This window comes from Candidatus Zixiibacteriota bacterium (genome assembly GCA_017999435.1).
GTDB lineage: Bacteria > Zixibacteria > MSB-5A5 > GN15 > FEB-12 > JAGNLV01.
Map to the genome: position 1 here is coordinate 453,485 of JAGNLV010000002.1, position 14,757 is coordinate 468,241.

The window sequence follows — 14,757 nt, forward strand, 5'->3', positions numbered from 1 at the left end:
TTCCATCGCAATTTGAAGGCCCAAGATACGGAGAATCGGCCGGCAAGGCAACCGGGGCGGCGAGAAAAGCGCGCCCACGGACGGCTAGCCGAACAACTCGGGAGTGACCGGGCCGGGACCTTCCGAGTGAAGGCGGCGGGTCAGCTCTCTCAGGGCGCCCGATAAGTCGGCGACCGGCACTCCTCCGCGCCGGATGAGGAGGCGGTTGCCTTCGGCGCTCGGCGGCGGATCTTGCCAGTCGACGACGCAGAGGGGGCAGCCGACTTCGAGCGCGGCCCGGCCGGCGGCGAAAGTCCCCCCTGAAACTCCCGATTCCACAATCACCATAGCATGGGCCATCGCGCAAATTGTCCTGTTGCGCTGCATTGCGCTGTGGCTCCGCCACGGCATGGTCGGGAAAAACTCCGACACGACCAGGGTGTTGGTCTCGTCGCCGAGGGACGCCAGGCCGGGCCGCGGGGTGAAATGGAGAATTCCCGAGGCCAGGACGGCGGTGGTGACGCCACCGGCGGCGAGGGCGCCGCCGTGAGCGGCGGTGTCGATGCCCGGGGCGTAGCCGCTGACGATATTGGCGCCGTGGCGGACGAGCGCGGCGGCAAGCGCGCGGGCAAAGGCCAGGCCGGGCGCGGAGCACTCGCGGGCGCCCGCACAGGCGACCATCGGCACCCGCAGCAGGCCGAGGTCGCCCCGGGTGAAAAGCACGGGCGGCGCGGTGCGGCCGAGGCGGCGGGCCAAAAGCTCCGGGTAGCCGTCGTCCACGATCGTCACCATCCGGATCCGGTGGGCCGGGAGATGCTCGGCCAGTTCCCGCGCCTCCTCCCCGGCGCTCGCGAGGGCGTCGGCCGACGCCGGCGCAAGCGCATACTCCCGCACGAGGTGGTCGGCGGGGAGGGCGACGAAATCCTCAAGCGGGAGCTGTTCCGCCGCGAGCCGGAGCAGGAGGCGAGCGACCGAGCGCGCCCCGAGGCCGGGGGCGGCGAGCAAGCGCAGGAGGGCGGTTTCGCGGTTCATCGGTTATCCCGGTCGCCTCGCGATTTCTCGCAGACCAGCCCGAAGACGGCGGCAGCCCCGGCCGCCTTGAGGTACCGGGCATATGACCATAGGGTCGCGCCCGACTGGTAGAGGTCATCGATCACATAGACGGCGGCGCCGGCGACATTGCCCGAGAGGCGCACTCCGCGGGCAAGGAGCCGGGTCCAGGCGCGGATTTTCTCGTCGATGGTCAGACGTTTGAAATCGGGCTTGGCCAGGCTCAGCTCGGGGTGGACGAGCGGCTCGAATTCACGCAGAGGCATGGTGCACCAGCCGTAATCGACCAACAGCCGGGCGAGAATCCGGGGGAGATCGAACCGCTTGTGCGGTCCCGGCGGCACGTACGAGAGGCAGGGGCGGGAGACGCACCTCATGGTCGGTACGCGGCCGGCCGCCTCGGCCAGCCGCCGCCCGAGTTCCTCGGCCGCGGCCACCGACCGGCGGTACTTGGCGTGGTAGACGAGTTCGCCGATCTCGGTATAGCTGCGGCTGCGGCTTTCGGCGAAATTGTAGTCAAGGGCCAGGCAGCCGTCGAGCTCATCGGAGAACTGCCCCTTGAGGTTCGGGTTGTCGCCAAGGAGGACGAACCGGCGGTAGGCGCCGGCGAAGTCGTTGATGCGGGCGAGGTCGCGCGGGGTGAGCCCGCGAAACACCGCCCAGGCGACCGCGCCCGTCCGGGCGATATGGAATCCGGCGGGGGATTTGGCGGCCAGGTCCGGCTCGCGGTCGGCGAACACGGCGCCGTAGTACGGGGGGCGGAGCTTGAGGACCCACTCGTTGGTCTGTATCTGCTCGAGTTCGTGCCAGGCCAGCCTCGTGCGGCCTTCAGGCGGGCGCCGAAGTGCGATCATGTTCCTCCCCGGGACAAGTTCGTGGTCGGGCCTTGGTCGTGCGTCCGGGCTGACGATAGCGGGCGGGGAGGCGGGGGGCAATCACATTTTGCCGGGCCCTCGTGCAAACCGTTTGCCCCGCCCCGGCGGCCGCGCTATATTCGGGGGCAAACTCCGGAGAATCACATGGCGCATACCGAGAACAAAGCCGCCGATGACCTGCTCGACAGGGAATTCCGGGTGCTCGACCACGGCTTCGTGCGGCTGATCGATTACATGGGCGGGGATGAATCTATCGTGCAGGCGGCGCGGGTGTCCTACGGCAAGGGGACCAAGAAAGTCTCGGAGGACCGGGGGCTGATCCGCTATCTCCTGCGGCACCGCCACACGACGCCGTTCGAGATGGTCGAGTTCAAATTCCATGTGAAACTGCCGATTTTCGTGGCCCGGCAGTGGATCCGCCACCGCACCGCCAATGTCAACGAGTACTCGGGGCGGTACTCGGTCATGAAAGAGGAGTTCTACATTCCGCCCGAAGAGGAGATCCGGTTTCAGTCGGCGGTGAACAAGCAGGGGCGGGCGGAGGAGGAAGTGCCGCCGGAGCTGAAACGGCGCTTTGTCGAGTTTCTCCGGAAGATCCAGGCGGATTCGTACGCCGAGTATGCGGCGTTGGTCGAGGCGGGGCTGGCCCGGGAGCTGGCCCGGGTCGGATTGCCGCTGTCGCTGTATACCGAGTGGTACTGGAAGATCGACCTGCACAACCTGTTTCATTTCCTCGGGCTGCGGCTCGACCGGCATGCCCAGCAGGAAATCCGGGCGTATGCGGCGGTGATGGCGGAGATGGTCCAGGCGGTCTGCCCGCTGGCGTACGAGGCGTTCCTGGATTACCAGCTCCAGGCGGTGCATTTCACGGGGCCGGAGCTGGCGATCCTGCGCCCGCGTCTGACTGATTTCTGCCCGTCCGAAGATGAGTTGGCATCCGGGGGATTGTCGAAACGGGAGGCGCGGGAGTTCCTGGAGAAACTGGAGAAGGTGCGGGGGGAGTGACCGCACCTTCGCACACTCCGCGGACCCTCGGATCATGCGCCTGCAGTCGGGCCGCCGGGAGCGTCCCGGGCCGAGCACTTTCGGAACCTCCTTCAGTCCGTCGGCGGAGAATCGACCGGCAGGACCGCTCCCGGCGACCCATCCCGCACCGCAACTTTTCTGGAAATTTCGCTTGACACGCGCGGCCGCGCGTATAAAATAGGAAACTCCGCCACCAGAGAAGCGTACTATGCTCACCACGTAGCATTACTTTTCTGTGCGGGGAAAGCCTGCCCTCGGCCGTGTGCCGGGGGAATGACCGTAAACTCTTACTCACCGGGCCCATGGTCCGGGACCAGAGGTTGCCACATGAGTCTCCACGCAACTGATAGACCAGCCTGGCGAATTCCGCTAGGTAAGGTGGCCTGACGGTCGGGCTGAGGTTTTTTTCCGCTCGAATCCGCTTCGCGCCTGCACGGGGATGCCCGTGAAGGCCTGCAGTTCTCAGCCCCGCCCCGACAGGTTACCGTCGGCACAATGACATGGCTCGCTAGTGGCCGAGGTCGACCCGTGTGTTCGGGTTGTTCTCGCCCGCAGAGGGTCGCGTGTGCCCAAGTCACGGTATGATGTTCGTGGACCATGGAGGTTGAGAACCAGATGGATCGCAAGCGCGAAGACACGATCGTGTTCACCGAGGACCACCGCCGCTACGGCGCGTTTTGCCTTGGTGCCCCCTACGTCATCCGCATCGATGATGTATCGTGGCCGACCGACCGCCACTACCTGCTCGGTATGAAGTACCCCGGCGTGAACCCTCTCCGTCTGCGGCAGACGGCGTCATACGCTGAGGCTGTGAAACTGGTGCAGACGGAGGGCGCTGTCGAGCGGGTGAAATGGGATGTGGTGCGCGACGATTACCTCGAACGGGTTCTCCGGGCGAAGTTCTCGCAGCACCTCGACCTCGAGGCGCTTCTTCGCAGCACGGGCGACCATCCCCTGGTCTACGGAAATGCGGATGATTCGTACTACGGGGTTGGCGCCAGCGGAGCCGGGCACAACATGTTCGGCCGGATCCTTATGCGCGTCCGCGGGCGCGTCGATCGGAGCGTTCCGGAGCCCCACAATGCGGTCATCGAGGGCTGTGAGGAATGGGTGCGTCGAAACCCGGACGATATGAGCGGTTTCCTCAGGCTCACGATCGTTTATCTTGCGAACCGGATGCCCGAGCGCGCGTCGGCGACCGCCTACCGGGCGATTCATCTTGACCCGCAGGATCCTCGGGCGCGGATCGCTCTCGCCTACGCCCTGGTGGACCAGCACCGCTTCGGCGAAGCGCTTGAACACCTGCGGTTCGTCAATCGCCGCGGCGAGGCGGATGAGGATGACCTGCGCCTCCTCGCAACCGTCTACCGCGCCCTGGGGCGTGACGTTGCCGCCGACGTTCTCGAGTCGCGCGCTCGCCGCCTGGAAGCCGAAGAGGAGGACGACTGCGACGGAGACGACTTCTGAGCGGAGGAAAGGTCGGGGCCGCCGGCGGCCCTGATCTCTCCCGGCGCCGGCACTTGGATTGCGCCCGGGGCGCTCAGTTCCGCCGGATCCCGTAGATCTCCTCGTACTTGGCGTACAGGTAATCCAGCAGCGGGCGGTGGGACAGATCCGACCCGGTGAGGCGGCGGCACAGCTCGTTCGGGTACACCTTGAATCCCTGCCGGTGGATGTTCTCGCTGAGCCAGGTCATGAGCCGGTCGAATTGCCCGGCCGCGAAGTCCTCCATGAGGCCGGGCAGATCGGCCTTCGCCCGCGACCAGAACTGCGCGGCGTAGAGATTGCCGAGGGCGTAGGTCGGGAAATATCCGAACGAGCCGTCCGACCAGTGGACATCCTGCAGGCAGCCGTGGGCGTCCGTGTCGACAGCGAGGCCGAGGTACTGGCGGAAGCGGCTGTTCCACTCGCCGGGGATGTCTTTGACCGCCAGATCCCCCTCGACGATCGCGCGTTCCAGCTCGAACCGCAGCATGATGTGGAGGTTGTAGGTGGCTTCGTCGGCCTCGACGCGGATGTACGACGGGGCGACGTAGTTCATCGCGGCGTAGAAGTCGTCCAGCGTGATATCCCGGGTTTCTTCGGGGAACAGCGCTCTGAGCTGGGGGAAGAAATACGTCCAGAAGTGGCGCGAGCGGCCGACGATGTTCTCCCAGGTTCGGGACTGCGACTCGTGGATAGCCAGCGAGGGAGTCATGCCCATCGGCGTCCCCCAGTGTTCCGAACCTCTCTGGCTCTGCGTGTAGAAAGCGTGTCCGGCCTCGTGGATGGTGCCGGTGAGCCCTTCGGCGAGGTCTTCGGCATAGAACCGGGTGAGGATCCGCACGTCGAGGGGGCCGAGGTCGTTGCAGCAGGGGTGGACGGTTTCGTCGATCCGCCCGGCTCCGAAATCGTAGCCGATCTGAGCGGCGAGCATGCGGGAGAAAGTGCGCTGCTTGTCCACATCCCAGGGGCGTTTGAGCACGCCGATGTCCGGCCGCCGGGGTGCGTCGGCGATTTTCTCCACCAGTTCGACGAGGTCGGTGCGAAGACCGGCGAACGCCCGTTCGACCTCGGCCGTCCTCGCCCCCGGCTCGTAGCCCTCCAGCAGCGCGTCGTATTTCTCGGCGGTGTACCCGTAGTAGTCCGCCTTGCGGCGGACGAGTTCGACAATCCCGCCCAGGTGCGGCTCGAACAGCGCGAAATTCGACTTTTTCCGCGCCTCCGCCCACACCTGGCCGGCCAGCGCCGTCGTCCGGGCGAACTGCTCGACAAAGGCGGCGGGCAGTTTCTCCTCCCGATCGCGGAGACGCCGCCACTCGCGAACATTGACCGCCGCTTCCGATGCCGGATCGCGCACGAGGTCCGACTGCTCCACCGCGGCGAGCCAGTCCCCGACCTCCGGGGCGGTGAACCAGTCATGGCTGAGCCGCGTCAGTTGGGCGAGCTGTTCCGAGCGATGGGCAATCCCTTTCGGGGGCATGTACGATTTGCGATCCCAGTAGAGCACGCCGCCGGTGGATTCAATGACGGCGATCTCTTTCATGCGGGCTTTGAGCCGGGTGTAGGCTTCGCGGGCGGTCATGGGAGACTCCTTCTGCAACGGTAACGCGTGTGTTCAATGATAGGCGCGGCGTGGGCCGGGGGCAATGGAAATGACGGTCCGGTGGAGCGCACGGGACCGGAGGGCGGGAGCCGGGAGGCTCCCGCGTTGCGGAGCGATCACAGGGGGGCCGAGAGCTCTCGGCTTACTTCTTTTTAGCGCCCGGGTCGGGGACTTCCTCGGCGATGCCGGCGAGGCGGCGGGCGATTTCGACTTTCTTTTCGAGGTCGGCCGAGGCGCGGATGACGAGCTTGGCCCCGTCGGGGGAACCGCCGCCGTGCATGCAGCCGGGGACGCCGCCGCCGATGGTGCACCATTCGACCAGGCGCGCCGCCCGGGCCCGGGCCTCGGCCGAGTGTTTCGCTTTCATGTACTTCTTGATCAGGTGCCCGTACTTCTTCGACTGGAAGTCTTTCCAGCTCGGCATGCAGCCGGTTTCCGCGATGCCGCCGGCGATATCCTGGGCGAGCACGGAGGTTTCATAGGGCAGGGTCGCCACGTGGACCTTGTTGACGTTGGACAGAAGCGGGTCGCACAGCCAGGCGCCGGAGGGGTGTTTCTTTCCCAGGGCGGCGGCGGCGATGCCGAGACCGTAGGTGGTCTCGTTGTTGATGTGCATCTGGACGAGTTTGTCGCTGAACACCTTGGCCGAGAGGCCGTTGGTGCGGGCGGTGAGGATCGCCGATCCGATTTTGATGTCCCCCTGTCCGGCGACGCAACCGCCGATCGCCGAGCGGTAAGGCATGATGAAGTTGGCGACCGTCTTCCCCGTGTACGGGTGTTCGCCGAGCATAAAGACGCGCTCACTGGGAACGAAAACATCCTCGAACAGCAGGAACGCCTGGGTGATGCCGCCCTCGGTGATCGGGTTGTCCCAGCCCTCTTCGAGATCGCGGCCGTCGGAGGGATGGCGGGTCTCCACGATGGTGAGGCCCGCGATGTCGCGCGGGATGACGAACGAGAGGCAGTAGTCGGCATCTTCTTCCTTGTAAGCGGAGCCGGGGAGGATGAAGATTTCGTTGGCGGCGGCGACGCCGCAGATCATGACTTTGGCGCCGCGGACGACGATGCCGTCGGGGCGTTTCTCGACGACGCGCAGGAACACGTCGGGGTCATCCTGCTCGTGCGGTTTGAGGGTGCGGTCCCCCTTCGCATCGGTCAGGGCGCCGGAAATGGTGATGTCGCGGGCCTGGGCGTCTTTGAGCCAGGCGAGGAGGCGCGCGTGGTAATTCGTGCCGAGGTCGCGGTCCATCTCCCAGGTGGTGATGAACATAGTGTTGAGCGCGCACCAGCCGGCGCACCGGCCGCCCGTGCAGGTGCCGGTGAGCTGGAACATGAGGCGCTTCATGGCCGAATTTGCCCACATGTCCTCGGGTGTCTGGATGATCGAGAGATAGCGGCTGATGGGCTCGCCGGTCAGATGCGAGGTCGCGGTGACCAACGGGGCGAGTTCCGGGTCGGCCGCGGCTTTGAAAGTCCAGCCGTGGCCCTCGACTGTCCGCTTGGTGGCCGGGTGGGCCGTGACGTCGCTGATCAGTTCGTCAAACTTGTATATGTTCGGGCGCATCCGGCGGAGGGATGCGAGGTACTGCTCGTAGGTCTTCAGGGCCATGGCTCCTCCAGAATAGGCTAAAGTTATCAATGCTGATCCGAATATAGGAGATTGTGAAAAAGAGCACAAGAAGAAAGCGCGCGGAGCAACAGGAAGGCCGGTTTCCGAAAGCGAAAACCGGCCTTGTCCAAAACTCCGAATGGCCGCGCTAATGGGGGAGGACCAACCAGAAGCGCTGGCTGAAGGAGCGGTGGCTCCCGCCGAGGGCGAGGTCATTCTGGTTGTCGTAGAAGCCGAGCATGACCTGAACGGAATCGAGGGTGGACAGATCGAGGTCGTCCTCGAAAGTCGTATTCAGTTTGCGTCCCAGCACCACCGAGTACATGTCGCCATCCGGGTCATAGGCGCCGCCGGCGAAAATGTCCCAGCGGCTTCCCCGCTGCTCATCGGTGCGGAAATCGGCGGCGATCGAAGAGTCAATCACCCAGCCGGGGAGCGTGTCGCCGATTGTCCAGTTGGTGGTAAGCCGCAAGTCGGGGTCATTTGACGCGTCGGCAAGATACAGCACGGGGCCCTCAAACTCGCAGGTGTCCTTGCTCAGCCACTCCGGCGCAGTGAATTGGGTTTGGCGGTTCAGCATGGCCGGCTCAACACTCGGTGCGCTGCCGACCACGTCCTCGGTCCAGACCGTGCCGGCGAGCGAGTAGCCTTCGCCCATGTGAGCCGCGCCGGTCGTGAGCACCTTCCAGTTCCACACGTCATACTGCCCGGCGGTGGGCGACTGGAACAGCACGACCGCCTGATCTTCCTCGTCGAGGGCGGGCCCGCTGAAGATGACGCCGGGGCCGGTGGTGGTGACGGTCCAGTAGGCGGGGTAGGAACTAAACGAGTTGTCGACCCACTGCAGGCGCAGGAACAGGTGGGTGGATGTCCGCACCGCCTGGACTTTGGCGGTTGTCGGCAGCGAGGCGCCCGCGCCCGGAGTGAGCTTGGGGGCGTTGGTGGGCGCGACCGTGGCGATGACGCTGTCGACGCCGGTCCAGGAATCGGTGCCGAGCGAATCGATCAGCCGGCGGACCGGCGAATCGCTGACCAGGGTGAATGCCTCGATGCGCGGGAGCGGGGCCGGCCCGTTCGCCCCCCCGTCGTCATCATCGCTGCCGCACCCGGCGCACAGCAGCAGTCCGAGCGCGAGCAGTCCCACGACCGGAGTGTACTTTTTCACGATCTCCTCCTTCAGGAAGCAGTTATCGTCGTCGGATAGTCAATGTCCCAAGATACCCCATGCGGGGACGCCCGAAAAGCGAAAAGTTTACTCCCGCCGCCGAAGGACGATCATGGTGAAATCATCGGGCAGCTTTTTCGGTCCCGCCCACCGGGAGACGGCCTCATGGATGATGTCCACAAGTTCCTGCGACGTCTTCTCGCGGTGGTCGCGGACGAGGTTGACCAGGCGCTGGAGCCCGTACTCCTCGCCGGTCTCGGTGAAAACCTCGGTCACGCCGTCGGTATAGAGCAGGATGATGTCGCCGGGTCCGATCCAGATCGGGCGCTCCTCATACTGCGCGTTAGGCGACACCCCGAGGATCTGCCCCCCCTCGCGGAGGTACTCGACGGCTCCTCCGGCGCGCACCAGGAAGGGGAGGTTGTGGCCGCAGTTGGTGAACGTGAAAATGTGGTTGCGGGAGTCGAGCACGCCGTAGACGCCGGTTACGAAACTGCCGGCTTTCACCGACTCGTAGACAAGGTTGTTGACCTTGGCGGCGATCGTGCGGATAGAGTAGTTGTTGCGGATCTCGGCGATGAGCGAGGCGCGGAACGAGGCCATGATGAGGGCGGCCGGGATCCCCTTGCCGGACACGTCGGCGATGGCGATTCCGGTCTGGTAGTCGACGATGTGGATGAAGTCGTAGTAGTCGCCGCCGACCTGGCCGGAAGGGACGTTGCGGCCGGAAACGTCGTAGCCGGGGATGGTGGGGTCGTCCTCGGGCAGGAAGGTCTGCTGGATTTCGCGGGCGATTTTGAGCTGCTCCTCGAGCCGCTTGGCGGCGAGGATTTCTTCGTGCAGGCGGGCGCGGTCGAGGGAGACGGCGGCCTGGGCGGCAAACGCCTGGAGAAGCGAGAGGTTGTCGACCCGGTAGGCGCCGGGGGTGTCGCTCTCGAGGTTGAGGACGCCGACGACGCGGTTGTTCAGGAGCATGGGGACGACAATCTCGCTCCGGGTGGTCTCGCGGGCGCTCATGTAGCGCGGGTCGACCGACACATCGGGGACAATCACCGGCTCGCCGGTAGCGGTCACATGGCCGATCAGCCCCTCGCCGGTCTTGACGAGGACGCGCTCCTCCGAACCGGGATCATCGTAACCCTCGGTGTACACCTCGCCGATGATGTCTTTGGCCGGCTCGATGACAAACACGCCGCCGGCGTCGAAATCGATCGCCCGCTTGACCGAGTGGAGAATCTCCCGCATGACCTCTTTCTGGCTGATCGAGCTGGAGAGTTTTTTCCCGATCTCGAAGAGGAGTTCCTTCTCGAGCGCTTCGCGGCGGGCGACGCGGTAGAGGTGGGCGTTGTCGATGGCCACGGCGATCTGGTTGGCCAGGCCGACGAGGATATCGAGGTCGGCGGGCGTGAAGACGCCGTCAACCTTGTTGAGCGCCTCGACGACGCCGATCATGTGGCCGCGGCCGATCAGGGGGACGACCACGACGGAGCGGATCGGGGAGCCGAAGCGGCTTTCGATTTCCGGATCGACGCGCGGGTCGGCGGTGGCATCGTAGACGAGTTCCGGTTCGCGGTGGCGGGCGACCCAGCCGATGATGCCGGTGCCGAAGTCGCGGTGAAACAGGAACATCTCGTTGTCGCGGGCGCGCACGAGCCGGATTTTGATGTCGGTCCGGTCGTGGTCGACCCGGAACAGGAGCGCCCCCTCCGAATTGAGCGCCGTGTTGACCAGGCGGAGCACCTCGGCAATCAGGCTCTCGTATTCGAGCGTGCTGTTGAAGATCCGGGCCGCCTCAAGGAGGAGTTTTTCGGTCCGGGTATGGTCGGCAGGACTGGTCATAGGGGCGAAAGGTAGCACCGCAACCGGCTCCGGTCAACCGGATTCGGGGGCCGCGGCTACCGCCGGAAGGCCTTCGCGGCGTCCGGAAAACGCTGCAGCAGGTACTGGACGTACGCGGAATCGGCTCCCTTGTCGATCGCGAAGCGGAGCTGCGCGACCGCCGCCGGGAGAGGACCATAGGTGGCATACCATTCGAACAGTTTCAGGTGTTCGCCGGCCAGCATGTCCGGCATCGCCGCCATGCGGGCGATCACTCTGCCGGCGTCCTCGTAGCGGCGGCAGCGCAGGTAGGCGACGGCGAGGTTGTACATGACGGCGGGGACGTTGGGGTCGATCGACAGGGACCGCTCGAAATCCCGGGCCGCCTGTTGGGCATGGCCGAGCTGCAGATGAGCCAGGCCGCGGTTACTACAGGCGGCGGCGTGGTAGGGATTGAGACCGAGCGACATGTCGAGACAGGCAATGGCGCTGTCCCAATCGCGGTAGCGCACCATCATCCACCCCAGCCCGGCCCAGGCATCGGCATACGTCGGATCCTCGCGGACAATCTGCTCGAACAGGGCGGTCGCTTCCGGCAGCTTCTCCTCACGGTGGAGGCGCTGCGCCTCGTCCAGTTTGTCGCGGAGGGGGAAAGCGGCGCGCCACTCGGCGCGCACCCGGTCGGCGGCGGCGCTGTCGCCGCGGTCTTTGTAGTAGGTCAACAGGAGATAGCGGGCGTTGCGATCGCGTTCCGGGTCGACCGTCAGGTAGTCGTTGAAACGGGCGATCTGGATGGGAGGATCGTTGGCGGCGACCAGCCGGCCGCCCAGCGCAAAGAGCGAAAGGACGACAGCCATCGCGGCGACACGCAGGCCGCCCGGCAGGGGGGATTGGGGATCCAGAGTCAGGACATAGAGCAGCACGGCGGGGGCGATTCCGGCGAAAGCGAAGAGGTCCCAGTCACGGGGCATGCCGAGTTTCGGGTCAAAAATGAAGGCTGCGCCGAGCGCCGAGAGGGAGAGCACGATGAGGAAGACGGCGTCGCGCGCGGCCAGGCGGCGGGAGCGGGCGGCGCTCACGATGACGAGGACGAGCAGACCCACCGGAGGCAGCAGAAGCACCAGCAGGTTCAGCAGGTCGGCCAGGTGGGCGGGTGAAAAGAGAGTATACCCGCCGATTGTGAAGGCATCCTCGAACGGCGGGACGAGCGAGTAGCGGAAAAACAGGTGCGACTGCCGCACGCCGACGACAGCCCAGCCAGCGACCAGGAGAAGCAGACCGCCCACCGTCAGGCGTTGCGATACCCGCCACGTGCGGAGACGCTTGCCCGCGCGGGTGGGGGCGAGCAGCAGGTAGACGGCGCTGGGCAGGAGGGTGACGCCGAGCACATGGCAGGCCGCCGAGGCGGCGAGCGGGATCAGCAGCCACCATCGGGCAACCTGCCCGCGCACCACCAGCAGACCGACGAGGGCATAGATGCCGGTCGAGGCGACAAAGAGGGAGTAGTTCTCGACGTAGCCGAAAAAGAGGAGGGCGTAGCCGCCGGTCATGACGCCGGCCACAAAGAGCGCCCGCCGCGCGGCGCTGTCGAAGAGGCGGGCGGCGCTCCAGGCGGCGGCGCCGAAGAGGAGCGCGCCGGCGGCGATCGAGATGAACCGGAAACTGAACAACGCCCCCGCCTCGCCCTCCGCACCGGACAGGCGCTTGACCCAGGCGTGCGCCAGCGATTCGCCGATTTCCCGCGTCTTGATCAGCGGGCTGTCGTCGGCAAGGAGGCTCAGGGCGGTGTAGCCGTCGCCGAGGAAGTGCGCCTTGGTGCGCAGGAGATAGAACAGGGCGACGGTTGCCAGTCCCGCGGCGGCGGCGGCGAGAACGTAGCGCCGGCCCGCCGGGGCGCGCCCGGCGGCGGGCAGACGAAACGACGCGGCGAGGAGCACGAGGGCGGACAGAACGGCCGCGGCCCACAGGGCCGGAGCGACGCGCGCCCAGGCCGCCGCCCCCCAGAGGCGCATTTCGGGAAGCGACGCGGCGACAAGGTGCGCCGCAAGAGTCAGCACGAAAATGATCAGGGACCAGGTCAGAATGCGGTGCTCGTCGTGTGCCATGCCGGAAACTCCTCCCGCAGAACCGGGTATTTGGCCATCATCTCGGACACGTAGGCGCTGTCGAGGCCGGCGGCCAGCGCCCGTTCATAGAGTCGGCCGGCGTCGGCGAAGCGATTACTCTGCACGTACCAGTCGGCGAGGGCGGCGAGGTTGTCGGCCGGCGCCCCGTCGAGGCGGGCGATGCGCTCGAGTACGGCGAGGTAGTTGTCCCGGTCGCGGCTCGTGCGGTAGTGGTTGACCAGGAAACGGAGCGGGGGGAGGAATTCGGGATCGAGGCTCGCGCTGCGTTGCCACAGTTCGACGCCCTTCTCGGCCTGTCCGTTCAAGTACCAGGCCTGGCCGAGGTTGCTCAGGATGATCGGGCTGCTCGGGTTGAGGCCGTCGGCAATGCGGTACATCTCCAGAGCGCTGTCGCGCCTTCCCATGCGGAGGTAGGCGTCGCCGAGGTTCGCCCAGGCGACCCAGTAGACCGGGTTTTCTCGGAGCGCGGCGCGGTAGAGGTCGAGCGCCCGGCGAAAGGCCCCCGACTGAAGCGCGGCGTTTCCCTGCATCAGGAGGGGTTCGTCGGTCTGCGCCTTGTGCCAGGCGGTCCGCAATTCTTCCGCCCGGGCGGTGTCGCCGCGCCGTTCGTAGTAGTCGACGAGGAAGATGGCGCCGTTGCGGTTCTGGACCGGGTCGAGGTCGCGATAAGCCTCGAACTGGGCAATGGCCAGCGGCGGCGTGTGCTGCACGATCACCCGGGGGACAAGCGCCAGCAGGGCGAGCGCAACGGCGAGGGCGGCGAGTCCCTGGGGTTTCGGCAGCGGTTTCGGCCCCTCCAGCAGGAGGAGCATCCCGGCCATGGTGAGGGGGACGCCGCCGTACGAAAAGAGATCCCAGTCGCGGGGCATCCCGAGTTTGGGATCAAAGATGAACGCCGCTCCCAGGGCGCCGAGGGCGGCGAGCCCGAGGAACCGGAACGACGGCTCGGCGATGATGCGCCGCACGCCGGTGCGGAATTTGGCCACCGCAAAAAGGCCCAGCGCCGGCGCCAGGATGAGCAGGAGGTTGGCGACGTCGACGAGGTGGGAGAGCGAGAACATGGTGTAACCGCGGATGGTGAACCGGTTCGGCAGGATCGGGACGAAGGTGAACCGGAAGAAGTAGCTGTGGGTGTAGAACCAGACGAAGGCGGCCAGCCCGGCCGCGGCCAGTCCGGCGATCATCAGGCCGCGCGTGCCGAGAGGCAGACGGGCAACCCGGCGGCCGAGGGGAGTGGTCCGTAGCACCGCGTAAGCGGCGGCCGGGAGGAGGGTCACGCCGAAGACGTGGAAGAACACCGCGCCCGCCTGCGGGAGGAGGATCCACCAGGGACTTATCCGGCCCCGCACCGCCAGCAGCCCGGCCCAGCAGAACAGGAGGACCATGAGGACAAAGAGGGCGTAGTTCTCGACGTACCCGAAAAAGAGCAGCGCATACCCGCCGGAGAGGACGCCGCACGCGAACAGAAGCCGCCGCGGGAGTTCGGAGAAGAGGGCCGCCGACGCGGTGAGCGCGGCGGCGACGGCGACGGCGCCGGAGGTCCAGGCGACGATGCGGAAGGCCTCGAGGGCGCCGCCCGGAAGTACGCGGTCGGCCAGCAGGAGAGTGAACTGGGCGCCGAAGTTCCTCATCTTGTTGATGGCGCCCCCCTCCTCGAGCCACTTCAGCAGCGTGTAGCCGTCGCCGAGAAAGTGGGTTTGCTGGCGGAGAATCAGGAACGCGGCGAAGAGGACGATCCCGGCGAGGCCGGCGGCGAGCGCGTATGCACCCCGCCTGCCCGGCGCGGGCGCAGACGGTTCGGAAAGGCGGAGCGCTCCCAGAGGCGCGGCAGCGGCCGCGATCAGCAGCAGCAACCGTCCCCACAGCGGCAGCCAGGCCCACGAATTCAATCCCCACACGCGCCCGTGGGGCACGAACGAGAGGAGGAAGAAGGCCATCACGGTGAACGCGTAGGCGAGGAGAAAGGGCCGGAGGGAGGCGGCGGGGGGACGGCGGTGTGGTTTGCGAGGGGAAGCCGCGGGCAC

Annotated in this window: 10 protein-coding genes; 2 read left to right on the forward strand and 8 right to left on the reverse strand. The window is 66.4% G+C overall.

Features of this window, described 5'->3' with window-relative positions; translation table 11 throughout:
- Positions 1–84 precede the first annotated feature (84 nt).
- Complete coding sequence (locus KA261_07340) at positions 85–1,011, reverse strand: DNA-protecting protein DprA (GenBank protein MBP7697612.1); 927 nt, start codon at positions 1,009–1,011, stop codon at positions 85–87.
- A complete protein-coding gene (locus KA261_07345; protein ID MBP7697613.1) occupies positions 1,008–1,883 on the reverse strand; it encodes a hypothetical protein in 876 nt (291 codons plus the stop codon). Before KA261_07345 ends, KA261_07340 begins: the two co-directional genes overlap by 4 nt.
- Positions 1,884–2,048: 165 nt before the next feature.
- Here KA261_07345 and KA261_07350 point away from each other — a divergent pair, with 165 nt between their 5' ends.
- Together KA261_07350 and KA261_07355 are read left to right on the forward strand one after the other, a co-directional pair.
- Positions 2,049–2,909, forward strand: coding sequence for an FAD-dependent thymidylate synthase (locus tag KA261_07350; GenBank protein ID MBP7697614.1), 861 nt, complete (start codon positions 2,049–2,051; stop codon positions 2,907–2,909).
- Between the two features lie 636 nt (positions 2,910–3,545).
- Positions 3,546–4,397 carry a DUF1768 domain-containing protein gene (locus KA261_07355; protein MBP7697615.1) on the forward strand — a complete coding sequence of 284 codons (852 nt, stop codon included), beginning with the start codon at positions 3,546–3,548 and terminating at the stop codon, positions 4,395–4,397.
- A 73-nt stretch (positions 4,398–4,470) separates the two neighbouring features.
- Here KA261_07355 and KA261_07360 read toward each other — a convergent pair whose 3' ends face one another.
- From KA261_07360 to KA261_07385, 6 genes are all read right to left on the reverse strand, one after another.
- Complete coding sequence (locus tag KA261_07360) at positions 4,471–5,994, reverse strand: carboxypeptidase M32 (GenBank protein ID MBP7697616.1); 1,524 nt, start codon at positions 5,992–5,994, stop codon at positions 4,471–4,473.
- A gap of 163 nt (positions 5,995–6,157) precedes the next feature.
- Positions 6,158–7,624, reverse strand: coding sequence for a 4-hydroxyphenylacetate 3-hydroxylase (locus KA261_07365; GenBank protein MBP7697617.1), 1,467 nt, complete (start codon positions 7,622–7,624; stop codon positions 6,158–6,160).
- A gap of 148 nt (positions 7,625–7,772) precedes the next feature.
- On the reverse strand, positions 7,773–8,789 hold the full coding sequence (locus KA261_07370; protein MBP7697618.1) for a hypothetical protein: 1,017 nt from the start codon (positions 8,787–8,789) through the stop codon (positions 7,773–7,775).
- An 87-nt stretch (positions 8,790–8,876) separates the two neighbouring features.
- Positions 8,877–10,628 (reverse strand): SpoIIE family protein phosphatase, encoded by a 1,752-nt coding sequence (locus KA261_07375; protein ID MBP7697619.1) that lies wholly within the window; start codon positions 10,626–10,628, stop codon positions 8,877–8,879.
- A 56-nt stretch (positions 10,629–10,684) separates the two neighbouring features.
- Entirely contained in the window at positions 10,685–12,712 is a 2,028-nt protein-coding gene (locus KA261_07380; protein ID MBP7697620.1) for a tetratricopeptide repeat protein, read from the reverse strand.
- Entirely contained in the window at positions 12,685–14,757 is a 2,073-nt protein-coding gene (locus KA261_07385; protein MBP7697621.1) for a tetratricopeptide repeat protein, read from the reverse strand. Before KA261_07385 ends, KA261_07380 begins: the two co-directional genes overlap by 28 nt.

What these genes read in the sequence shown, in the direction of transcription:
- KA261_07380 (MBP7697620.1), bottom strand. Translation starts at nt 12,712, where the DNA reads ATGGCACACGACGAGCACCGCATTCTGACCTGGTCCCTGATCATTTTC.
- KA261_07340 (MBP7697612.1), bottom strand. Translation starts at nt 1,011, where the DNA reads ATGAACCGCGAAACCGCCCTCCTGCGCTTGCTCGCCGCCCCCGGCCTC.
- KA261_07365 (MBP7697617.1), bottom strand. Translation starts at nt 7,624, where the DNA reads ATGGCCCTGAAGACCTACGAGCAGTACCTCGCATCCCTCCGCCGGATG.
- KA261_07375 (MBP7697619.1), bottom strand. Translation starts at nt 10,628, where the DNA reads ATGACCAGTCCTGCCGACCATACCCGGACCGAAAAACTCCTCCTTGAG.
- KA261_07350 (MBP7697614.1), top strand. Translation starts at nt 2,049, where the DNA reads ATGGCGCATACCGAGAACAAAGCCGCCGATGACCTGCTCGACAGGGAA.
- KA261_07360 (MBP7697616.1), bottom strand. Translation starts at nt 5,994, where the DNA reads ATGACCGCCCGCGAAGCCTACACCCGGCTCAAAGCCCGCATGAAAGAG.
- KA261_07345 (MBP7697613.1), bottom strand. Translation starts at nt 1,883, where the DNA reads ATGATCGCACTTCGGCGCCCGCCTGAAGGCCGCACGAGGCTGGCCTGG.
- KA261_07355 (MBP7697615.1), top strand. Translation starts at nt 3,546, where the DNA reads ATGGATCGCAAGCGCGAAGACACGATCGTGTTCACCGAGGACCACCGC.